General features: G+C 46.5%; 20 protein-coding genes. 12 read left to right on the top strand and 8 right to left on the bottom strand.

Going from position 1 to position 23,782, the window contains the following annotated elements:
• Positions 1–5: 5 nt before the first annotated feature.
• Genes plsX through yceD form a run of 3 tightly spaced genes read right to left on the bottom strand, consistent with a single transcriptional unit; the run spans position 6 to position 1,758 of the window.
• Positions 6–1,040 carry a phosphate acyltransferase PlsX gene (gene plsX / locus OK023_RS06775; RefSeq protein WP_317696178.1) on the bottom strand — a complete coding sequence of 345 codons (1,035 nt, stop codon included), beginning with the start codon at positions 1,038–1,040 and terminating at the stop codon, positions 6–8.
• 12 nt (positions 1,041–1,052) lie between these two features.
• Complete coding sequence (gene rpmF / locus OK023_RS06770; protein ID WP_004943042.1) at positions 1,053–1,220, bottom strand: 50S ribosomal protein L32; 168 nt, start codon at positions 1,218–1,220, stop codon at positions 1,053–1,055.
• Between the two features lie 16 nt (positions 1,221–1,236).
• Positions 1,237–1,758, bottom strand: a complete 522-nt coding sequence (gene yceD, locus OK023_RS06765; protein WP_317696173.1) for a 23S rRNA accumulation protein YceD — start codon at positions 1,756–1,758, stop codon at positions 1,237–1,239.
• 140 nt (positions 1,759–1,898) lie between these two features.
• Between yceD and OK023_RS06760 the strand changes: the two genes are divergently transcribed.
• Entirely contained in the window at positions 1,899–2,486 is a 588-nt protein-coding gene (locus tag OK023_RS06760) for a nucleoside triphosphate pyrophosphatase (protein WP_317696171.1), read from the top strand.
• Here the strand turns inward: OK023_RS06760 and rluC are convergent.
• Positions 2,479–3,438, bottom strand: a complete 960-nt coding sequence (gene rluC / locus OK023_RS06755) for a 23S rRNA pseudouridine(955/2504/2580) synthase RluC (RefSeq protein WP_317696169.1) — start codon at positions 3,436–3,438, stop codon at positions 2,479–2,481. The two genes, OK023_RS06760 and rluC, sit on opposite strands and share 8 nt — an antisense overlap.
• 677 nt (positions 3,439–4,115) lie before the next feature.
• Here rluC and rne point away from each other — a divergent pair.
• The 5 genes from rne (at position 4,116) to solA (ending at position 11,287) form a co-directional block, all read left to right on the top strand.
• Entirely contained in the window at positions 4,116–7,382 is a 3,267-nt protein-coding gene (rne, locus tag OK023_RS06750; RefSeq protein WP_317696167.1) for a ribonuclease E, read from the top strand.
• A 226-nt stretch (positions 7,383–7,608) separates the two neighbouring features.
• Positions 7,609–8,658, top strand: coding sequence for a dihydroorotase (pyrC, locus tag OK023_RS06745; protein ID WP_317696165.1), 1,050 nt, complete (start codon positions 7,609–7,611; stop codon positions 8,656–8,658).
• Positions 8,659–8,725: 67 nt separating this feature from the next.
• Positions 8,726–8,965 (top strand): DNA damage-inducible protein I, encoded by a 240-nt coding sequence (gene dinI / locus OK023_RS06740; protein ID WP_317696163.1) that lies wholly within the window; start codon positions 8,726–8,728, stop codon positions 8,963–8,965.
• Between the two features lie 609 nt (positions 8,966–9,574).
• Entirely contained in the window at positions 9,575–9,829 is a 255-nt protein-coding gene (bssS, locus tag OK023_RS06735; protein ID WP_317696161.1) for a biofilm formation regulator BssS, read from the top strand.
• A gap of 345 nt (positions 9,830–10,174) precedes the next feature.
• A complete protein-coding gene (gene solA, locus OK023_RS06730; RefSeq protein WP_317696158.1) occupies positions 10,175–11,287 on the top strand; it encodes an N-methyl-L-tryptophan oxidase in 1,113 nt (370 codons plus the stop codon).
• Positions 11,288–11,702: 415 nt separating this feature from the next.
• Here solA and OK023_RS06725 read toward each other — a convergent pair whose 3' ends face one another.
• Complete coding sequence (locus OK023_RS06725) at positions 11,703–12,761, bottom strand: AI-2E family transporter (RefSeq protein ID WP_317696156.1); 1,059 nt, start codon at positions 12,759–12,761, stop codon at positions 11,703–11,705.
• Between the two features lie 709 nt (positions 12,762–13,470).
• Here OK023_RS06725 and OK023_RS06720 point away from each other — a divergent pair.
• Together OK023_RS06720 and OK023_RS06715 are read left to right on the top strand one after the other, a co-directional pair.
• A complete protein-coding gene (locus OK023_RS06720; RefSeq protein ID WP_317696153.1) occupies positions 13,471–14,025 on the top strand; it encodes a cytochrome b in 555 nt (184 codons plus the stop codon).
• A gap of 24 nt (positions 14,026–14,049) precedes the next feature.
• The gene (locus tag OK023_RS06715) at positions 14,050–14,631 is read left to right on the top strand and encodes a YceI family protein (RefSeq protein WP_317696150.1); all 582 of its coding nucleotides are present in this window, start codon (positions 14,050–14,052) and stop codon (positions 14,629–14,631) included.
• Between the two features lie 59 nt (positions 14,632–14,690).
• Here the strand turns inward: OK023_RS06715 and OK023_RS06710 are convergent, their stop codons facing one another.
• On the bottom strand, positions 14,691–15,743 hold the full coding sequence (locus tag OK023_RS06710; protein ID WP_317696148.1) for a rhodanese-related sulfurtransferase: 1,053 nt from the start codon (positions 15,741–15,743) through the stop codon (positions 14,691–14,693).
• A gap of 562 nt (positions 15,744–16,305) precedes the next feature.
• On the opposite strand from OK023_RS06710, the gene OK023_RS06705 reads away from it, so the two are divergent.
• The 4 genes from OK023_RS06705 (at position 16,306) to OK023_RS06690 (ending at position 21,905) form a co-directional block, all read left to right on the top strand.
• Positions 16,306–17,226, top strand: coding sequence for a Kdo(2)-lipid IV(A) acyltransferase (locus tag OK023_RS06705; RefSeq protein WP_317696146.1), 921 nt, complete (start codon positions 16,306–16,308; stop codon positions 17,224–17,226).
• Between the two features lie 97 nt (positions 17,227–17,323).
• Entirely contained in the window at positions 17,324–17,608 is a 285-nt protein-coding gene (locus tag OK023_RS06700) for a YciI family protein (protein ID WP_317696144.1), read from the top strand.
• 552 nt (positions 17,609–18,160) lie between these two features.
• Positions 18,161–19,714, top strand: coding sequence for a peptide MFS transporter (locus OK023_RS06695; RefSeq protein WP_317696142.1), 1,554 nt, complete (start codon positions 18,161–18,163; stop codon positions 19,712–19,714).
• A gap of 469 nt (positions 19,715–20,183) precedes the next feature.
• Positions 20,184–21,905, top strand: a complete 1,722-nt coding sequence (locus tag OK023_RS06690; protein ID WP_317696140.1) for a potassium/proton antiporter — start codon at positions 20,184–20,186, stop codon at positions 21,903–21,905.
• Between the two features lie 946 nt (positions 21,906–22,851).
• Here OK023_RS06690 and OK023_RS06685 read toward each other — a convergent pair.
• Positions 22,852–22,983, bottom strand: a complete 132-nt coding sequence (locus OK023_RS06685) for a hypothetical protein (RefSeq protein WP_317696138.1) — start codon at positions 22,981–22,983, stop codon at positions 22,852–22,854.
• Positions 22,984–23,049: 66 nt separating this feature from the next.
• Entirely contained in the window at positions 23,050–23,553 is a 504-nt protein-coding gene (locus tag OK023_RS06680; protein ID WP_317696136.1) for a YlaC family protein, read from the bottom strand.
• Positions 23,554–23,782 lie beyond the last annotated feature (229 nt).

Genomic DNA, 23,782 nt, shown 5'->3' with positions numbered 1-23,782 from the left:
TACGATCAGTCACTCTTGGGTAATACAGCTTCAAGGCGCGCGGCAATCCGGTCAGGAACTTGCCGCTGCACCGCCTGCACAGCCTGCTCGATAGCGACTGCAAACGCATTTTGGTTCGCAGCGCCGTGGCTTTTGATTACGGTGCCACGCAATCCTAACAGACATGCGCCATTATACTGGTCGGGGTTCAGGTGACTAAAACGCTTCGCAACCCGCCTCTGCAGCCATCGGCCCAATAATTTCAACCACCATGTCTGCTTTCCTCCTTCAGCGGTAGACTTTAAGAGTGACAAGAACATTCTTATCACGCCTTCCATCGTCTTCAGGGTCACATTGCCCACAAAACCGTCGCAGACCATAACATCCGTTTTACCAGTGAGCAGATCGTTTCCTTCCAGATATCCAATATAGTTTATTGCTGGTGTATCTTTTAGCACGAGCGCTGCTTCGCGGATATTATCTAAACCTTTGGTTTCTTCTTCTCCAATATTGAGTAGCGCGACACGGGGTTGCGCAATACCCAATACCTCCTCAGCCATCACCGCCCCCATTACGGCAAATTGCACCAACATAGCGCTATCGCATTCCACATTTGCCCCCAGATCCAGCACCACGGTTTTACTGCGACATTGGTTAGGGATTACCGTCATCAGTGCTGGCCGCTGTATGCCATCAAGTGGCTTGATCAGCAGTTTGGCCAATCCCATCAACGCACCTGTATTGCCCGCACTGACACAGGCTTGAGCTTCACCAGTTTTAATCAATTCCAGCGCAATGCGCATAGAACTACCGCGGCTGGCACGGATCGCTTGTGAAGGTTTAGCATCGCCTGCAATAACCATTTCGGCAGGTACAACTTGCAAACGTGTCAACAGCTGTGAGTCGGCTTTTACTAATAAAGGAGAGATAGCGTCGGGATCACCGACCAATAGGAGGTGGAGCTGTAAATTAGAAGCCAGTGCCTGCAATGAAGCAGGCACCGTGACGCAGGGACCGAAGTCCCCGCCCATTGCATCTAACGCTAGGGTTAGACGAGTCAAAGTATCGCTAACTTAGCCGATAACTTTGCGACCGCGGTAAAAACCGTCGGCAGTGATGTGGTGACGACGATGAGTTTCACCAGAAGTCGCATCTACTGACAATGTGGTAGTGGTCAGCGCGTCGTGTGAACGGCGCATGCCACGCTTGGAACGGGTTGGTTTATTTTGTTGTACGGCCATGGACCTTACTCCTAGATTACTTACGCTTTAAACTTGCTAGTACGGCAAATGGATTAGGTTTTTCAGCCTCTGCAGGCAGTTTACCAAATACCATGTCCGCTTCGGACACTTCACAGTGTTCAGATTCATGTACCGGAACGACAGGCAATGAAAGAATAATTTCGTCTTCAATCATTGCCAACAGATCGACTTCGCCAAACTCGTCAACTTCAATCGGTTCGTACACTTCCGGCAATGCCTCAGCCTGCTCATCATTGACGACCGGGCTAAAACAATATGTTGTGTGGACCTGATGCGCAAACGGAACACCACAGCGTTGGCACATCAACGTTACCGAGACGTCCGCATGCCCTGTTATCACCGCGAGGCGTTGGTTATCAATATTGAATGACAATTCAGCCTCAACATCACTATCCACACTGACTACGGATTCGGCAACACGTGTAACCTGCTCTGGCGCATAGATACCGACATAATCTAAGCGTTTCTGAGCGGTTCGGACCGCATCAATGGTCAAGGGTAATTTTACCTTTTGCATAGGGCGCGCATATTAACTTTGTAACGACGTAGAGTCAAAGAAAAAGGCCGTAAACGGCACCTTTCACCAATATTCGCTTCCACAGCGGCGGACAGTTTAAGATGACATGAATATTTACGCTATGGTTTGTAGAAAAAATTATGCAGAGAATCTTACTTGCCTCAACATCAATCTACCGTCAGCAATTATTAGAAAAGCTAAACCTGCCTTTTATTTGCGCTGCCCCGCAGATCGATGAAACACCACTTCCTGGCGAAACTGCAGAAGAACTGGTTCTTCGCCTTGCGGTCGCCAAAGCTCGGGCGTTATCTGCCGCCTATCCAGGCTATCTGATCATTGGGTCCGATCAGGTGTGTGTTATAGATAATGAAATCACTGGCAAACCTCATACCAAAGAGAATGCCTGCAAACAATTGAGCAAAGCCAGCGGCCAAAAGGTCACCTTTTATACCGGTCTGGCTCTCTATAACAGTCACAGTTTGCATCTGCAGACAGTGTGTGAACCTTTTCATGTCCATTTTCGCCAATTGACGAATACCGAAATAGACTCTTACATTCGCCAGGAACAGCCCTTAAACTGTGCGGGCAGCTTTATGAGTGAAGGACTGGGAATTGCACTTTTTGAGAAACTTGAAGGGCGGGACCCAAACACATTAATTGGGCTACCACTGATCGCGCTACTTGAAATGTTGCGGGCGGAAGGAATCAACCCGCTGAAAGTTATTTGACGGTCTGTTTACGTAATACCTTCAGACAATGACGCAACTCTTCATCCATCGGTGCTTCAACTCGCATTGTTTCACCGGTGGACGGATGTTCAAAACGCAGTGCAGCAGCATGCAAAAACAGGCGTTTTAGTCCAGTCCCCATTAATTGGCGATCAAATTCCTGGTCGCCATAGCGATCGTCGAAAGCAATAGGGTGTCCGGCATGTAAGGCATGTACGCGGATTTGGTGAGTACGCCCAGTGATCGGGCTAGCTTTCACCAACGTAGCATGTTCAAAACGCTCCTCTACCTTGAAGCGGGTTTCCGAAGGTTTACCTTCGCTGCTGACTCGCACAATCCGCTCCCCGCTCTGCAGAATATTCTTCAATAACGGAGCTTGTACCACTTTGCAATGAGACTGCCACTGCCCACGGACTAACGCCAGATAATCCTTCTGCATACCCTTGAGTCGTAATTGCTCATGCAGCGAGCGCAATGCCGAACGCTTCTTGGCTATCATCAGGACACCAGAAGTATCTCGATCCAGACGATGCACCAATTCTAGGAAACGAGCCTCCGGACGCAACGCACGTAACCCTTCGATCACACCGAAACTCAGTCCACTTCCACCGTGAACAGCCGTGCCAGACGGTTTATTCAGCAACAATAGATGGTCATCTTCAAAAAGAATGCAATCGGCCAAAGCGGCTACTTTACCCAATTTGGCGGAAACCTGAACCTCTTCCCGTTCGGCTACCCGTACCGGGGGGATACGCACCACATCACCCACGGCCAGTTTGTATTCTGCCTTGATGCGGCCTTTATTCACCCGTACCTCCCCCTTGCGCACGATGCGGTAAATCATACTCTTGGGCACGCCTTTCAAACGGGCAAGCAAAAAATTATCGATTCTCTGACCGGCTTCATCGTCAGAAATTGTGACTGATTGTACTGCGGGATTGTTCGTTTTCATGGTGCGGGATCCTAAAGAGAGCGAGTAAATAGCGCCACTTCTTTTTATGTGCTTAACTATCTACCTGACTTTAACAGAAATCACAGCCTGCAATCAGGCAGCAAGCCGATTCTAACGTTTGTCATTTCTTCTTGCTATCCTTAGTGTATCAAGCCGTGGACCGCCAACAGGGGCAAATTTCCTGAGCCTTGCATTTTCTAAGTTACGGGAAGTGTATGCACCGATGGCAGCACTGCTGTTTGAAAAGTAACGAATAGAAAGTTAAGGAAAAGTCACCTTGCTATAACGGTATCAGCAATGGAATAATGAAGTAGCTTTCCGTGCTGTTCCCGTTAAAACAGGGATAATTACGGAATTATACAGTTTGTCTGGTGGCACAAAAACGCAGCAATGGCGTAAGACGTAATGTGAAATCAAACAATTAGCGGGCTGCGGGTTGCAGCTTGGCCGGCAAATGGAATCAGCTCTGCCAACATAAATCAGAGGCTATTCCCCAAGTCAAAAGCGCTGTTTTCATAAAGAAATACAGGCTTACCGAGATAATGCGCCCCTATGCAGGCGACAACCGTGAGGTTGACGACTTTGCGAGAAGACACGGGGTTTTCGGTTTTAACCAGGCCATGAGGTTATTTTGCCCGCAGCTTTGTCGATAATGTAAAAATAACGAGTAAGTTAAGATGAAAAGAATGTTGATTAACGCAACTCAGCAGGAAGAGTTGCGTGTTGCCCTTGTAGATGGACAGCGGCTGTACGATCTGGATATTGAAAGCCCTGGCCATGAGCAGAAAAAAGCGAATATTTACAAAGGCAAAATCACCCGTATTGAACCAAGTCTTGAAGCAGCGTTCGTAGATTATGGCGCAGAAAGGCATGGTTTCCTCCCTCTGAAAGAAATCGCTCGCGAATACTTCCCAAGCAATTACTCTTCCCATGGCCGCCCAAACATCAAAGATGTGCTGCGCGAAGGTCAGGAAGTGATTGTGCAAGTTGATAAAGAAGAACGTGGTAATAAAGGCGCAGCCTTGACCACTTTTATCAGTTTGGCTGGTAGCTATCTGGTACTGATGCCAAACAACCCACGTGCCGGTGGTATTTCACGCCGTATCGAGGGTGATGATCGCACCGAGCTGAAAGAAGCCCTTTCTTCCCTGCAGTTACCCGATGGTATGGGGCTGATTGTTCGCACTGCTGGCGTAGGCAAGTCCGCAGATGCCTTACAGTGGGATCTTTCATTTCGTCTCAAACACTGGGAAGCAATAAAAAAAGCCGCTGAAGGCCGCCAGGCGCCATTCCTGATCCATCAGGAAAGTAACGTTATAGTACGTGCTTTTCGCGACTATTTGCGCCCAGACATCGGTGAAATCCTGATCGATAATCCTAAAGTCCTCGAACTGGCCAAAGAGCATATCTCTGCACTAGGTCGCCCGGATTTCAGTAGTAAAATCAAACCTTACAGTGGTGAAATTCCTCTCTTCAGCCATTATCAAATTGAATCGCAAATAGAGTCTGCATTCCAGCGTGAAGTACGTTTACCTTCGGGTGGTTCGATTGTTATTGATTCTACGGAGGCCTTAACCGCGATTGATATCAACTCAGCGCGAGCAACACGCGGTGGTGATATCGAGGAAACAGCATTCAATACCAACCTGGAAGCCGCTGATGAGATTGCGCGCCAATTGCGTCTGCGTGACCTGGGTGGGTTGATTGTCATTGACTTTATTGATATGACCCCCGTTCGCCATCAACGCGAAGTGGAAAACCGTCTGCGTGACGCAGTGCGTCAAGATCGTGCACGTATTCAGATTGGTCGTATCTCTCGTTTTGGCCTGCTGGAAATGTCTCGTCAACGTCTCAGCCCTTCATTAGGTGAGTCGAGTCATCACGTCTGCCCACGCTGTAGCGGTACAGGTACCATCCGTGATAACGAATCTCTGGCACTATCTATCCTTCGGTTGATCGAAGAAGAAGCACTGAAAGAAAATACCAAGGAAGTTCATGCTATCGTACCCGTTCAGGTTGCCTCTTACCTGCTTAACGAGAAGCGTGAATCTGTCAGTGCAATCGAAAGACGTCAAGCCGGTGTAAAAGCGATAATCGTGCCGAACGATCAAATGCAAACACCACATTATTCGGTATTGCGCGTACGCAAGGGTGAGGAAACCCCAACCTTAAGCTACTTGCTGCCGAAGTTGCATGAGGAAGAAATGGCGCAACCTCTGGAGGATGCACAAATGGAGCGCAAGCGTCCAGAGCAGCCTGCGTTGGCCTCTTTCTCACTAGGTGCAGGTGAAGATGCCCCACCATCTACTGAAGAGCCTGTTATTAGGCAATCGACCATCGCGGCAAAATCGAACGAAACGACGGCTTCCGTTGCCTCGAAACCAGGCTTGTTTAACCGTTTATTTGGTGGCCTTAAATCCCTTTTTGCAAGCGATGAGACTCCTGTAGTCGAAGAAGCCGAACCACTCCAAACAGTGAAAGCTGAAGCGAGCGATAATCGCCGCCAGGATCGTCGTGGGCAACGTCGCCAGGGCGCGGGTCGCAAAGGCGAACGTAAAGATCGCAGCGAATCGAGTGACAACCGCGAACCACGTGAAAATAGGGAATCCCGTGAGACACGCGAAAGTCGTGATGACCAGCGCCGCAATAATAGGCGTAATAATGCTCAACAGAATGCATCTATTGCCAGCAATGATGTGCAAACTGATGAAACGGCAAAAGTACAGCACGAAGAACAGCAAGTGCGCCGTGAACAACGTGCAGACCGTCAACGCCGTCGTCAGGAAGAAAAACGCCAGACGACGCAACATGAAGTTAAAGCGTTGGACAACGTTGATAACACTATTGCCAGCAACGACGAAGATCAGGATGATCGCCATCAACAGCCAACACAACGTCGCCAGCGTCGCCCACTGACGCAGAAAGTCCGCGTGCTGTCGGAAGTCGAAGAACTACAGCGTGCTGCTGAAGAACTGTTAGCGCCTAAAGCAGCAGCGGTATCTGTCGCTAAAGTGATAACAAGCCAGATCCCTGCGCTTGAAGAGAGTGTAAAACTGCTGCCACAGACTATCGCTGTGCAGTCCACTGAAGAGATCCACTCCGATAACCGTAATAACGGTGAAAACGGTATGCCTCGTCGCTCTCGCCGTTCTCCTCGTCATCTTCGAGTCAGTGGTCAACGTCGTCGTCGCTATCGCGATGAACGTTATCCAAACCATTCGCCGATGCCGCTTGCTGGTGCTTTTGCATCCCCAGAGATGGCTTCCGGAAAAGTTTGGATACATTACCCTGTAACTCATGTGTCACACGAAGTTCAACAGCCTGAACTTCCAGCCCACATTACAGAAATCTCCGCAGGGGATTTGGTTGCGGCCAACGCAGCTATCCCCCAAGTGACTGAAACTGTAACTGCGCAACAGCGGGTTACAGAAGTGAGTAACGTTCAGGCTGCATTTGTGCAGGTTGCTCCAATTGCTGAAGCTGCACCGGTTGTTTTGGAGGAAGTCTCTGTAGAAACTGCCGAAGTAGCTCAGCCGCAGGAAGCCCCTTCGGAGCTCGTTACCTATGAACCGGCTAACGAGATTGTTGAAATTACGTCTTGCGTACCTGTTATTGAAACCTTTGCAGCTGAACCTTCGGTGCTTGAACTAGCAGTGGACGAAGTAGCTGAAGTGGCTCCAGTGCAACAAACTGTTGTTGCCCCACTGGTGGAAACACCAGTGGTATCTCCACCAGCTCAAAGCATCCCACAAGTGTTGTATAAGCATATTGCAACCGCCCCAATGACTAAGGCACCGGCTCCGACTTACGAGCCAGAGGCAACCAAAGCCAGTGACTGGCAGCGTCCTTCCTTTAACTTTGATGGGAAAGGTGCTGCAGGTGCGCATGCGGCAGCTAATCAAGCCGCAGCACCTGCGACAAAACCTCAACAGGTTAGTGAATAATCTATCCTGTTAAGATGCAAACGATGCAAACCCAAAACCCGCCGCCAGGCGGGTTTTTTTATTGCCACTAACGGGTGATGGCGGCATCCCACCAGCAATTGATTTCACCTCGCCACCAACAAACAGATGCAACGCAAACGCTTTCCGCTTATGCTTACACCCCGGCGTGAATAACCTACAATTATTCGCTTTTATTCAGATATTTCGACCGCCGGAGTTCCGCCCCATGACTGCACAAACCAACGTCCTGAAAATCCGCCGTCCTGACGATTGGCATATCCATCTACGTGATGACGATATGCTAAAAACGGTTTTACCCTATACCAGCAAGGTATTTGGCCGGGCGATTGTGATGCCGAATCTGGCCACGCCGATCGCCACTGTTGCTGCAGCGCGCAGCTATCGCGATCGCATCTTGGCTGCTATCCCTGCTGACCATAGCTTCACCCCGCTGATGACCTGCTATTTGACTGACTCACTGTCAACAAAAGAGCTTGTCGAAGGTTTTGAACAAGGGGTCTTTACCGCAGCCAAGCTATATCCCGCGAATGCGACAACTAACTCAAGCCATGGTGTCAATGACATTACGGGAATTTACCCTTTATTCGAGCAGATGCAAAAAATCGGTATGCCGCTGTTGATCCATGGTGAAGTTACCGATGCGACTGTAGATATTTTTGACCGGGAAGCGCGATTTATTGATCAGGTCATGGAACCTATACGCCGCCTATTTCCTGAATTGAAAATCGTTTTTGAACATATCACTACAAAAGAAGCGGCTCAGTATGTTCAGGAAGGCAACCGTTTCCTAGGCGCAACTATCACGCCACAGCATCTAATGTTCAACCGTAACCATATGCTGGTTGGCGGGATCCGTCCGCACCTGTTCTGCCTACCTATTTTGAAGCGAAATATCCACCAAGAAGCTCTGCGTAAAGCTGTCACCAGCGGTTCCGATAAGTTTTTCCTCGGTACTGATTCGGCACCACACTCCAAACACCGTAAAGAGACAAGCTGTGGCTGTGCTGGGGTATTTAACGCGCCAAATGCAATGTCCGCTTACGCTACAGTATTTGAGCAATTAAACGCACTGGAACAGTTGGAAGCCTTCAGTTCCCTGAATGGACCTCGTTTTTACGGTTTACCCGTCAACAAAGATTACATTACGCTGGAACGCGTCACCGTTTCTCAACCAAATGAGATCGCCTTAGGTTCTGAAGCTGTCGTTCCGTTTTTGGCAGGTGAAGATATTGGCTGGTCTGTCACCAATTGTTGATTTTTGCTCTTGCCTTTGTCGAAGGGCAACTGTATAAATAAACAGTTATGTGAATCTGGGGGCAATTATGCGTGTTGAAGTTACTATAGATAAAACCAAACCACTGCCGCCGGGGGCGATTGAGGCCCTGACTGGTGAATTCAGTAAACGGGTAAATCGCAAGTTTCCTGACACCACCGTGCAAATTCGGTATGCCGGTTCCAACAGCCTATCGGTACTTGGCGGGGCTAAAACCGATAAGGATCTGATCGAGGAAATACTCCAAGAAACATGGGAAAGCGCCGACGATTGGTTCACTACAGAGTAATATTACCCTTTTATTCTTGCCGGGGGGGCGCTCTCCGGCTTTTTTCATATCAATATGTTGTAATTAACCTTGAATCAGGTTATTTACATAAACAAAAATAATTCGAGTGTCTTGTAAGCGGCAAGCACTAGAGAGTTCAGGAGCATAGCTCCTCTTCGTAACTGGGATGACAGAACTCAGTTAACACCCACAAAACTTGCAGTGTGGCGTGTATATACCCAAAATAATTCGAGTTGCTTGTAGGCAGCAACTGAGCGAAGCCCCAGGAGCTTACTCAGGTAAGTGACTGGGGTGAACGAAGGCAGTCAACACCCAAGCAACTTGAAGTATGACGAGTATACACACTTACCACCAACGCACAGCAACGTATCGAACTTACATTCAAGTTTACGTGCCAAAAAAGAATATCTTTCTTACTTGCATTTCTAGTCTTCTTTAACTTGTCAAACCTGATTACTTGTTCAAGATAATATTTATTTTCCTTAAATTTCATTAAAAATGCCACGCTGGAAATCATGGGCGCGTATACTGTAATAGCTCATTGTGATAATGAGACACACTGCTCCTCGTTAGTAACTCATGATAGTCACTACTTGATAAGGGGTTTTTATGGACAGAAATGATGAAGTAATACAGACACATCCGTTAGTTGGCTGGGATATCAGTACTGTAGATGTTTATGATGCCATGATGATTCGCCTTCATTACCTGTCTTCACTAAGCCAAACGCCCGAAGAAGCACAAGTTGATCGGACCCTTTGGTTAACTACCGATGTTGCCCGCCAATTGATCAATATTTTAGAAGCCGGCATCGCCAAAATAGAATCAACTGATTACCAAGATCTTGACCGAAGAAAGCATTAATATTTTCAGCAACACCAACTAAGGCGCCAGCAATTTACTGGCGCTTTTCTTTGCTATGGAAGTCGCACTATGAGTAAATTACGATCCAAAATCTTATACCTCAAAAGTCTGGATTAAGACTAGGCCACGGAAGGTTAAATTTGGTTGGGTTTACGCAATTTAGGGATATCATCTAAATAGCTATATGGACACCTCACCAGTGCAAGTGTGGGCAGACCTTTTTCTGGCAATCACGGCGTGTCGGCGTTCCTCATCATTCCCACCTGCCGGCAGCGTGATGTGTAGCGGTATTAAGAACACCTATTTAGAAAACTATCGACATTATTTTATGAAGAGGATACGCGCGTGGAATATGACTTGATCATCGTTGGTTGTGGCTCAGTTGGGGCTGCAGCAGGTTATTACGCGACAACTGCAGGCTTGAAAGTGTTAATGATTGACCGTGCTATGCCTCCGCATAAGAGTGGTAGTCATCATGGCAGTACGCGCATCATTCGCCATGCTTCTGGCGAGGGTGAAAAGTATACCCCACTAATCCTCCGTGCTCAGGCTTTGTGGAATGGATTACAGCAACAAGTCGATGAAAAACTCTTTCATCCCTGTGGTGTTATCACTATGGGGCCTAAAGACACTAAGTTTGTCCGTAATGCGCAACACAGTGCAAAAAATTATAACCTGAATATACAGTTGCTCAGTGCTGAACAGATCAAAAAGCGTTGGGACGAATTTACCGTACCAGAGGACTATATCGGCGTATTTGAGCCTGATGCCGGGATACTACATCCTGAATTGGCCATTGCGAACTATATCAGATTGACAAAAGAAGCAGGTTGCTCTCAGTTGTTTAATTGCCCTGTGAAAGCAATAAAATATGCCACAGACGGCATCGAGGTGACTACTGCTGAAGGCCAGTTCAAAGGACGCAAAGCCGTTATCACTGTAGGCTCCTGGGTTAAAAACCTGCTGCCAGAGTTACCCATATCGCCAATACGTAAGGTTTTTTCCTGGTATCAGGCTGACGGACGTTACAGTGTGAGTAACAACTTCCCCGCTTTTACTATTGAAGCACAGGATGGATGCCGCTATTACGGTTTTCCAGCCGATGGTGAAGGCTTAAAAGTGGGCAAGCATGACGGCGGGCAGCCGATTGAAACACCACAACAATGCAAACCGTACGGCACAATAGCCACTGACGGTTCTGAAGTGTTCAGCTTTCTGCGTCAGTTTTTATCTGGCGTGGGTGTTTGTCTGCGCGGTGAGGTCTGTAGTTACGCTATGAGCCCAGATGAAGATTTTATCATTGATACCTTACCTGACTGCCCGCAACTGCTTGTAATCACTGGATTAAGTGGCCATGGTTTTAAATTCGCTAGCGCACTGGGAGAGATCGCCGCTCTGTTCGCTCAAAATAAAACCTCACCAACAGACATAACTCCCTTCGGTCTGCAGCGTTTCTAAACTACCACCTTCCCTTTAAGCTTAATGAAATACGCTGCCTTTGTAGCCTTGTGATGTACTTACGCTTCAAGCTGAGGGCACTAGGCTGTGCCCCTCAATTGCAGGAGAGCGCCGCCGCTGGCGGTAATGTTCGCGCAGAGCAAGACGTGAGCCACGCGGTTTGGTGGGCCAAATAAGCGGCGAACAACGCAGCAATACACGCCAATGGCCCCAGCCCGTGGGTTCTCCGCCCCAGAAGCCCATTCTCTGTGTTGTCGGGCTTGAACAGAGGGCCACCCTCCGCCTTGATAGCGGGCTTTTGGGTCTGCGACGGCACCATGCGCAATTCAGGGACACAGTCTAGATCCCTTCATTCACCCCTGGCATTTTTGAGTAAGCTCCTGGAGATTCGTTCAGGTGCCGTCTAAAAGGCTTTTTACTCCGGGTTGATCTCTTTGGTTGGTTTCCCATCACCAAGGATGACCGCCAGTTTATGTCCTCCATCCATCGTTTCTAAAGTAATGCGGCCAATAATGGTCAGCGGTACCGAAAGCAACATCCCTACAGGTCCCATTAACCACCCCCAAAATATAAGGGAGAGGAAGACCACTAAAGTTGAAAGCCCAAGTCCTCGCCCCATAATTCTAGGTTCGAGCATATTACCAATGACCAAATTAATCAGGATAAATCCCCCCGCAACCACAATGGAATCTGCAAAACCATTAAACAACAATGCCTGGATAAATGGAGGGATTGCCGCAATAGCAGAACCTATATTGGGCACATAATTAAACAGAAAGGCCAACATTCCCCAGATAAAGGCAAAACGAACACCAACCCAACTGAGGAAACCCCAGACGATAAGGCCTGTTGCAAGGCTTATTGCAGTTTTAATTACCAAATAATGCGTTACCCCTCTCAATGCCAACCGAATAGCCGCCATTCCTTCGTTCGGATTATTCAACGCTTGCTGCAACTTAAAGGGCAATACCCTCACTTCAAACAACATAAACACGACGGTCATGAGCAGCAGGAAAATACTGGTCATAGCCCCCGATAACTGTCCTAACAAACGTGTAACGAGATTCATTGTGGCACTAGGGTCAACAAACTTAATTAACGCATCTACGGAGAAAGTAATATCGATATTGAAACGATCTGCATAACCTTGCAACTCGCTAATTTTCTCCAACAGCAAACCGCGATATTGTGGCAACGAACGGGCAAATTCATTGAGAGAGGAACCTAACATACCAATAAACATCATTAATAACACAACAACGGTAATAACCAACAGCATGACACTCAAACCTCTCGGCACTCGGCAACGCTCCAGCGAGACAACCAAGGGGTTAAGCACAATAGCGAGGAAAACAGCAAGCAAGAAAGGCACAACAATGTCCGCTGCGGCTTTGATCCCCGCCAAAATGACTACCATCATCGCCAACATCATCATCAAGCGAAGCTTGCGATCATAAAATTCTAACCTGCCCATTGAATATCCTTGCTTGATGAAGGCCAGCACGAGCCTGTTAATGTATGTACACCTATCGCTATGCAAACTACAACGGAATCAAACGCAAAGACGATTGCCTGGACACGACTTAGACTATCTAGAGTATATACAAGTTACTACAAGATGCAGGTAGGCGATAAGCAAGAACCACCAAATAGCTGCGCGGAATAGTGTTTTCGGTGGTCATTATGCAGGCTAGCCTGCATTGAGAACATGCGATGTGCAATACGAGTCTGCAGAGAAATTACGGTGTGTCGGCGTTCTCATCATACCCACTAAGCCCATTCCTTCTTTTTCCCTCCACCGTGAGGACAAGTTTAGAAACCGTGACGGTACCTCACGCAATCAAAGAACACAGCTTAGGTAAAAATAAGAGCACTCCTTCGAGTCCACTAGGGAAATAGTCTGCAAAGCAGATTTGGATTATTATTTAGTCAATTGCTGATATTTACCTAAAATGACAAAAATTGACATTAATTAATAAATATATAGATTTCAATGCGTAATTTTTTTCAGTCATTATGAGATCATTAGCAACCAACTATGCATTTGATGAACCTACCGACAGCTCACACAAATAAACTGACCAATTTCATTATTTAATAACATAATGAAATTTATTGTTGATTTTATGTTTTTTTAAAGTTTAATTAATGCTGCCGGAAAAGGCGTAACGTAAGGAAGCCCAATGCTTTGGAAAAATACCTCTGACCGCTTTGGTCACATTTCTGTCCTGATCCACTGGCTAGTGGCACTGACAGTCTATGGCATGTTTGCTCTCGGCCTATGGATGGTAACACTAGGTTATTACGATGTTTGGTACCACAAGGCACCAGAGATCCATAAAAGTATCGGCATTTTGCTTCTTATTATTATGGTGTTCCGGGTACTATGGCGGTTTATTTCTCCCCCTCCAAAACCACTCACTAGTTATAGCCGTTTCACACGTATCAGTGCCGTTTTTGCACACCTTGCCTTGTATGTTTTGCTGTTTGGCATTTTGATCAGCGGCTACCTGATTTCTACTGCTGATAACCAGGCAATAAACGTTTTCGGCTGGTTTGAGGTACCTGCTTCTGTTACTGGTCTGCCACAGCAGGCGGATACAGCAGGAACAATCCATTTATATCTGGCTTGGGTGGTGGTTGTGCTCTCAGTTCTTCACGCCTTGGCTGCTCTTAAACATCACTTTATTGATGGTGATATTACTTTGAAACGGATGCTAGGTCGCAGCACCGATTAACCTGTTGGATTTATGGAGATTGTTATGTTTTTGAAAAAGACTGTATTAAGCCTCACTGCCGGAGCTTTACTACTGAGCGCGGGTTCGGCCCTGGCCGCAAACTACAAAATCGATAAGCAGGGACAGCATGCTTTTATTGAATTTCGTATCAAACACCTAGGCTACAGCTGGTTGTATGGCAGTTTCAAAGACTTTGATGGTGGATTCACTTTTGATCAGAACGACCCTTCAAAAGATAAAGTGAATGTCACAATCAATACTGCAAGCGTGGACACTAATCATGCAGAACGAGATAAGCACTTGCGTAGCGCAGATTTTCTGAACGCTGATAAGCATAAGCAAGCAACGTTCGAATCAACTGAAGTGAAGAAAAACGGCGAAGGCTATGCAGTAATTGGTAATTTGACCCTGAACGGTGTTACCAAGCCTGTTACTCTGGACGCCAAACTGATTGGTCAAGGTAATGACCCTTGGGGCAACTACCGTGCCGGGTTCGAAGCCAACGGTACAATCAAGCTGAAAGACTTCGATATTACTAAGGATCTTGGCCCTGCGTCACAGGAAGTGGAGCTGATCATTTCTGTAGAAGGCGTTCGCGAGAAATAAGCTAAAAGGTGGCGCTGAAAACTCAGCGCCATTTCTATAAGCGTTCAACTTACCCGCTCTTATTCTTTAGGAGCCGGTATATGAAGTGTTGTCTGCAACAGCCCTTTCGACTTATTAAAGATTTTAACACCATTTTCACGGCCAGCACGACGTGCTCTTTGCTCATCACGTGGCAGCTTCAACTCTTCGCGGCAATTATCACTGCAGCACCCCTCAAACTTTGCTGCACAGGACGGGCACTGGATAAACAGCAGATGGCAACCATCATTGCGGCAGTTAGTATGAGTATCGCAAGGTACCCCACATTGGTGGCAATTAGCGATAACATCCTCTGAAATACGTTCCCCCATACGCTCGTCAAACACAAAGTTTTTGCCGATAAACTTCAGCGGCAAACCTTGTGCTTTGGCTTTGCGCACATACTCGATAATCCCTCCTTCGACGTGGTATACGTTTTTAAAGCCATTATGCAGCATATAAGCACTGGCTTTTTCACAACGTATCCCGCCGGTACAGTACATGACAATGTTCTTGTCTTTTTGTTGCTCTAGCAGTTCTACCGCCATCGGTAACTGTTCACGAAAGGTGTCTGAGGGAATTTCAATCGCATTCTCGAAATGCCCGACTTCATACTCATAGTGGTTACGCATGTCGACGAAGACAGTGTTCGGATCGTCGATCATCTGGTTCACGCGTTCAGCCCGCAGATACTGTCCTACATTGGCAGGATCGAATGTCGCGTCTTCAATACCGTCGGCCACAATGCGCTCACGAACTTTCAATCGCAGCACCCAAAAGGATTTCCCGTCATCTTCAAGAGCAATATTTAGACGAACCTGATCTAACGCAGGGTGAGAGGCAAAGAGAACCGTTTTAAAGTCGTCAAAATTGCTCTGCGGCACGCTAATTTGCGCGTTGATCCCTTCCTTAGCCACATAGATACGGCCAAAAACCTTCAATTTATCGAATTGAATATATAGGCTGTCGCGAAAAGCCTTGGGATCATCAATGTTAAAATATTTGTAAAAAGAAACTGTAGTGCGCGGCTCGTTTTCAGCCAGCATACGTGCCTTCAGTTCCTCATTAGAAATTCGGTTATGTAACACTGGCATGGTGTACTTTCCTGTCTTTCGGGAGGTAAATGACTGAGTGCGCTATGGCCTTTAGGCCATAGCGCGGCGCACATGATAACCGAAAACAAGCGGTAACACAGCATTAACCCAATGGTAATAACGAGGGGGATAAAGCGGAGAAATTCATGCGTTTTAACAGCTCTTTGATTAATTATCCATCATGCAGTGACCCATCAAGTTAAGCTTTCGGCGCATTTCAGCATGTGTTAGAGGTCATTATTTCATGAATCGGATGGCGTACCTGCTGAAAAAAACGACATTCTCGCCTTTTTTATGACAAAAAAAGGCTTTTTAATACAGGGGATTTTCCAGTTACTCTAGAAAAATGTCACAATGACTCTAAAAAGCGGCAGAAAACTATCACATAGATCCATTACCTGAGTGACACACACATAGTGTTGCAGCATGGTGGGCACTCCCGTTAGCCTAGCCACGCCGAATGGCTGGGTCTTTCTATAGCAACGCCGTTGTTCGAATGACCCAGGATTTATGTAATGTCTCTGTTATTACTGTTAAATGACTGCTTCTAAGCTGAGAACCTATGACGCAAGTTCCTTCTTTTAAACGATCTTTACTACATCCTCGCTACTGGCTTACCTGGTTTGGCATTGCCCTACTCTACCTGCTGGTTTTGCTCCCTTATCCCGTCATTTATCGCCTGGGTACAGGGCTGGGAAGATTCTCCATGCACTTTCTCAAACGCCGCGTTGCTATAACACAGCGCAACCTCGAGTTGTGTTTTCCAACAATGCCAAGAGCAGAACGTGCTGCACTGGTCGCGAAAAACTTTGAGTCAGTGGGAATGGGGTTATTTGAAACCGGTATGGCGTGGTTCTGGCCAAACTGGCGCATAGAGCGCTGGTCGACAGTAATGGGCTTGGAACATATCAGAAAAGCACAAGCCAACCATCAAGGTATCCTGCTTATAGGGTTACATTTTCTGACGTTGGAATTAGGTGCACGTATTTTTGGTATTCACACCCCAGGCATTGGCGTTTACCGCCCACACGACAATAAACTGATAGACTGGCTGCAGACTTTGGGACGTATGCGCTCCAATAAATCCATGCTGGACCGTAAGGACGTCAAAGGGATGGTTCGTGCCCTAAAACAAGGGGAAGTTATCTGGTATGCACCAGACCATGACTACGGCCCGCGCAGTAGCGTATTTGCCCCTTTCTTTGCCGTGGAACAGGCTGCAACGACGACAGGTAGTTACACGCTGGTACGCATGGGTAAATCAACGATTATTCCCTTTACTCCACGCCGCTTGCCAGAAGGTAAAGGGTATGAACTTCTTATCCAACCAGCAGTAGAGAATTTCCCACTGAATAGTGAGTTTGATGCGGCTGCCTTTATGAACAAAGTGATTGAGGAAGAGATCCTGTTGGCACCAGACCAGTATATGTGGCTACACCGTCGTTTTAAAACACGTCCAGAAGGAGAAGCCTCTCTCTATTAAAGACATGCCGCCGCCAACAGGCGGCTTTTTATAACATATCGTGGACAGCGCGTTAAATCTGGAATGCACAAACTTTCTGCTGATAGAAAGAGCAACTATGTATATCGTCAATCTGACCTACCACCGCCCGATTGAGGAAGTTGAGAACCATTTGGCAGCACACGTCACTTGGCTGAAACGTTATTTTCAGGATGGGAATTTTATAGCATCAGGCCGCAAAAAACCGCGTACAGGCGGTGTGATTTTGGTAAAAGATATGGCGAGAACACAGTTAGATACTATCCTGGCGGAAGATCCTTTCGATGCTATCGCCCACTATGAAGTGACAGATGTTGCTCTGACAGCCACCTCTGCTGGATTTGAATCATTGTTCGGTATCTGATCGTGCATGCAGCTATGTAGTCTTTGGGGGGCTTATTTGAGGCACTGCCAAGATGAAATGTGTTCAGCCATACCGTAGCCCTCCAATATACAGTGTTGATTTATATTATCATCACGGCTTCAACGGACCTATCTGAGACCTATTTCTTTACTTTTCTTGGATTAATCTGAATCGGTAAAACCGGGTAAACATTGAAAGTAAAAAAGTTAACATCTTATTTTTTATGCCATCACTTGCCAATTAGAACAATAAATACGCTGTCAATACGAAAAGTATTTCAAATCACTGAAAAATCAGTAAAGTAGACATCTAACGATTTTTCGTCTAAAAGATGGATTATAGATACCAAACAGAACTATCATTAAGCAAAAAAATGCTTATAAATATAATTTCCGGTGAAAAGTGGACGGCCCGGTTTTCAAGTTTCATGTGCACCGCCATTGCAGTTTAGTCGGTTAACCTCCTCAGGTTGACACACGTTACTCAGATGCTCAAACGCACATATCACACTATCTGTTGCTTCAGTGCAACATATTGTATTGGGAAGAGTTTATGCAATCCTCTGTTAACCAAAAAAAAATTCGAACCTTCTTCGGTCATCCATATCCGCTTGGCTCACTGTTTTTCACCGAGATGTGGGAAAGATTTTCATTTTATGGCATTCGCCCGCTACTGATCCTGTTTATGGCCGCGACAGTTTATGACGGCGGCATGGGGTTAGCCCGTGAAAACGCATCAGCGATCGTGGGTATCTTTGCTGGCAGTATGTATCTGGCAGCATTGCCGGGTGGATGGCTAGCAGACAACTGGCTTGGTCAGCAAAAAGCCGTTTGGTACGGTTCGATCCTGATTGCTATAGGTCACTTATCTATTGCTTTGTCGGCAGTCATGGGGAACGACTTATTTTTTATCGGCCTGATATTTATTGTCCTGGGTTCCGGCTTATTTAAAACCTGCATTTCAGTCATGGTCGGCACATTATATAAACAGGGTGATATGCGCCGTGACGGCGGTTTCTCGCTGTTCTATATGGGGATAAACATGGGTTCCTTTATCGCCCCCTTGATTTCAGGCTTGCTGATCCGCTCTCATGGCTGGCACTGGGGTTTTGGCATTGGTGGTATCGGCATGTTGGTCGCATTGATCATTTTCCGCGCGTTTGCACTACCGGCCATGAAACGTTATGACGGCGAAGTAGGCCTTGACTCCACCTGGAACAATCCAGTAGTTAAGAAAAACGGCGTTGGCACTTGGATTTTAGCCTTGGCTGTCGGTATCGCGGCAGTAGTGGCCTTGATCTCGCAAGGCTTGATTATCATCAACCCTGTCGCCATCGCGAGTATGCTAGTTTATGTGATTGCGACTTCCGTTACCTTGTACTTTATTTATCTGTTTTTCTTTGCTGGTTTAAGCCGCAGAGAGCGCGCACGCCTACTAGTCTGTTTTGTCCTGCTAGTTTCAGCTGCATTTTTCTGGTCTGCTTTCGAACAAAAACCGACGTCGTTCAATCTGTTCGCTAATGATTACACACATCGCATGGTAGGCAACTTCGAGATCCCCGCAGTGTGGTTCCAATCAATTAACGCGTTGTTCATTATTTTGCTGGCGCCAGTATTTAGTTGGTTATGGCCAGCTCTAGCACGCAACAATGTTCGTTTGAGCAGCATCGCCAAGTTTGTTATCGGCATCCTGTTTGCTGCTGTAGGTTTTGGTGTAATGATGCTCGCAGCCGAACAAGTTTTAAGTAATGGTGGTGCCGGAGTGTCACCGCTATGGCTGGTGGGCAGTATTCTCCTACTCACTTTGGGTGAACTGTGCCTTAGCCCTATCGGCCTAGCAACCATGACGCTACTGGCTCCTGAAAGAATGCGTGGCCAAATGATGGGCTTATGGTTCTGTGCCAGTGCGCTAGGTAATTTGGCTGCAGGCCTGATCGGTGGTCACGTAAAAGCAGACCAACTAGAAATGTTACCAACCCTGTTTGCTCGCTGCTCAATTGCGTTGGTGATATGCGCCGCAATATTGATCCTACTTATCGTGCCAATTCGCCGGATGTTAGAAAATACTCAAAACAATAATGATGAGAAATCGATAAAACAAGCCTGAACGACATTAGATCTGTACGCGAATCACGCAGCAATGCGCACAAATGGCACAAGTACATGCCTAAAAGTCTGTCTTTGGTATTGCAGGCTTTTGGGCCTAGTCTGTGTCCCTCAATTGCACGTGAGCGCCGCTAGCGGTAATTTGCGAGCAGAGTAAGGCGAGAGCCGCAAGGGCAGGCCAAGTAAATAGCCTACGCTCTAGCAACAGCAAGCCCCTAACGGGCTTGTTTTTTGTCTCTATAAAATAATTTCAATAAAATTAATTTATTGATTTATCGAATAAAAAAAACAAAGCTAATGTATTCCAAACCTTTCTTCTATAAATCATGCTATAAGTGATGATAATAACTCAATTCTTTTGTAATCAGCCTTAACATTTTACAGGAATTGCAGGCTATCATATACCATATAATTATTGTGGTTTCCCCTTGTTTCAGTAAAACCAATATAACTCGTAGGAGAATATTATTTTGGATGCCAACACGATCAATAACTTGTTCATCATCGGTGCCGTGTTGGTGGGGGCAAGTATTCTCCTTAGTTCATTCTCTTCGCGCTTGGGCATACCTATTCTGGTGATCTTTCTGGCAATAGGCATGCTGGCTGGCGTCGACGGCCCTGGTGGTATTGCTTTTGACAACTATCCGGCTGCGTATCTGATCAGTAATCTGGCTCTGGCAGTCATCCTACTCGATGGTGGTATGCGCACCCGCGTCAGTTCATTTCGGGTCGCTCTGTGGCCAGCCTTATCGATGGCTACGTTTGGCGTGTTGATTACCGCAGGGTTGACTGGATTGGCTGCTGCCTGGTTGTTTGGTCTCGACCTTATTCAAGGGTTATTGATCGGTGCCATTATTGGTTCCACGGATGCTGCTGCCGTCTTTTCACTACTCGGTGGCAAGGGCCTAAACGAACGTGTCAGCGCTACGTTGGAAATTGAATCTGGCAGTAACGACCCTATGGCTGTATTTTTGACCGTCACGCTGATTTCCATGATTTCTGCAGGAGAAACGTCACTAAGCTGGATGTTCTTGGTTAATTTAGTGCAACAATTCGGCATGGGGATCATCTTAGGACTGGGCGGTGGTTGGGTACTACTTAAGTTGATCAATCACATTAAACTTGCGCAAGGATTATACCCACTGCTTGCTGTGAGCGGGGGGATCTTTATTTTTGCACTGACTACCGCACTGGACGGAAGTGGTATTTTAGCGGTGTATCTATGTGGACTGTTGTTGGGTAATCGCCCTATTCGTAACCGCCACGGTATTCTACAAACCTTTGACGGCCTGGCTTGGCTTAGCCAGATTGGGATGTTCCTGGTTCTCGGGTTACTGCTGAATCCACATGACCTGCTACCAATCGCTATTCCAGCCTTGTTGCTGTCGCTATGGATGATACTTTTTGCACGCCCAATCGCGGTATTTATTGGTCTATTGCCCTTCCGCAATTTTAACTTACGCGAACGCATGTTTATTTCCTGGGTTGGTTTACGTGGTGCAGTACCTGTTATATTGGCGGTTTTCCCTATGATGGCGGGGTTGCCTCACGCAAACTTATTCTTCAACGTTGCCTTTTTTGTCGTGTTAGTTTCACTCTTGTTGCAGGGTACAACGCTTTCCTTTGCTGCCAGAAAAGCAAAAGTCGTCGTGCCACCAGCCTTGGCACCGATTTCTCGCGTTGGTCTCGACATCCATCAGCAAGATCAGTGGGAACAGTTTGTCTACCAGCTCACGCCCGATAACTGGTGCGTAGGTGTCGCACTGAGAGAACTAAGAATGCCCCAAGGGACAAGTATTGCAGCCTTATTCCGTGGTAAAGAGTTGTTACACCCCAGTGGCAGTACGCTATTACTTGCTGATGATATTCTGTGCGTTGTGGGTCACGAACACGACTTACCCGCACTTGGCAAGCTCTTCAGCCAAGCCCCCACTGTCACTCTGGACGAACGTTTCTTTGGCGACTTTATTCTGCAACCAGATGCCCTTTTAAGTGATATCTCCCAACTTTATGGCCTCAATCTGCAAGAAGGTGTAGATAAACATCAGACGCTTGGCCAATTCGTTACCACTTTAATCGGTGGTGAAGCAGTGGTTGGCGACCAAGTCGAGTGGGATGGCTTAACATGGACGATCGCCGAAATGGAGTCCGACCGTATCAGCAAAATTGGGGTAAAAATAGTTACTGATTAGCCCCTGCAAACCTTTGTAGAATAGGTATTGTATAACAGCAACAAGCGTAACGCTTATGCGGGTTTGAAGGAGCAAATCCGCATTAAGGTCGTTTAACACAACAATCAAAGTGCAATCTGCAATACGATTAGAATGGACAGCACTATGCCATCTTTACGTGTTCTTCAATTGCGCCCACCTTATGAGAAAAATCCTAGAGACAATAATTATTAAAATCTGGCATTGTTCACAGCACAAAGGCATATCTTTATAGTTGCTGTCAGGCTCACTTTTGAATAGTAATACATCGTAAGTAAGACGATAGCAGTACAAAAAATCGGCCAAGAGCCGATTTTAATACCTTAATGCGTCGCCAGAAGCGACAAGGCGGTATATTTCCCGAATAGCGCAACAAACACCTCTAAAACTTGAAGAACGACATAAATATTAAATTTGCGCTAATAATATTGAGCGTAACAGTACGATAACTTATCTCTGCATCATTAATTCAAGAAAACCAATCGGATGACGTAACGTGCCAGAACAAGAGAAAGACTTACTTGGGTGGATTCTGCTTACCGTTTCAGCTCTGTGCTTAGTCATCATTGCTGGGCTGTTAGTATGGGGATTCTTGCTGTATTGAAGCTTTGGGCTTTCCAGCACAGGTTACTATTTTGTTATCAGTTAGCTACATATCACTCCTCCCGTTAAGCATATGTCAAATAAACACTATACTCGTCATACTTCAAGTTGCATGTGCGTTGGCTTTCCTCACTCATCCCAGTCACTTACTTGAGTAAGCTCCTGGGGATTCGTTGCGTTGCCGCCTTCCTGCAACTCGAATTATTTTGGGTATATAACAATAACAGGACTCTCTTATAATCAAGTATTCCCCGTCTAACTACGGGCTTTGCCGTTATCGCCTAGAATTAGGAAAAAACGGCTATGGCGGTTTTAGTAACCACAATCAGATCTTGCAACTCTCACAATCCTCTTCATCTTCAAGAAGTTGAGGAACTTCCTTAGCCCTGTGTGCGGCATTTGCTTCAGCTTTTGCTAATTCAGCATCGATATCAAAGTCAAAAACATCATCATTCATTACAAGTACCCAATATTAATTCCATACCCCAAAAGGGTATTAATCATCGTTGAAGGGCCCACTACTTCAATACATAACTGCAGCCGGGGCCTGTTTTTTATACAACTTTTTCGTATAGGCAAGATCGTAAACATCGTAGAAATCAATCTCGCCCTTATTGGCAAGGATTTCAAGTATACGAGCTTTTAGTACGGTACCGATAGCAGGATCATTTAGCAATGCCTGGATGGCTTGTTGTGACAACGTTCGGGTAAAATACCACTCTCCGTTGTAGCAAACACGCAAGTCCAACACGCCGATATCTTCAAAACGGTACACTGGCTTAATCTCAATCAGTAGCATAGCAAACATGAACAAGACGAAAACGGTAAAACCCAAAAATGAATAGAAGCCCATGTAGGGAACTGGGTACATAACAGCAATTACAGCAAAATATCCCGCAAACATGGCAAGACAAAGCCAACGGTGATTACGCGCAAATTCACTGTTGAAACGTGGTTTACCATCACGCCCTTCTTGATTGTTAATCTGCTCAATCTCTTTCACCAAGATATTTTTAATTGCATCCATCACGACAACCTTTGCATATTCACATTGCCACTATATCCTTCGCCACTTTAGCGCGCTGTAAGCAGCGTTCAAAATCGGTTTATGACCGATTTCCCGTTCAGTTGCCGCCTAGCCACAACCTGCAGTAACTCGGCACAAGCTATCATAAGTGCAGTTTATCGAGGTAGATCAGTTTCTGCATTATTCACCATTAATTGTTATATCCTTGAATAGCTGCACGTAATAGTGC

The organism is Serratia sp. UGAL515B_01, assembly GCF_033095805.1.
In the GTDB taxonomy this organism is placed as follows: domain Bacteria; phylum Pseudomonadota; class Gammaproteobacteria; order Enterobacterales; family Enterobacteriaceae; genus Chania.
This window is presented reverse-complemented; position numbering and strand designations above follow the sequence as displayed.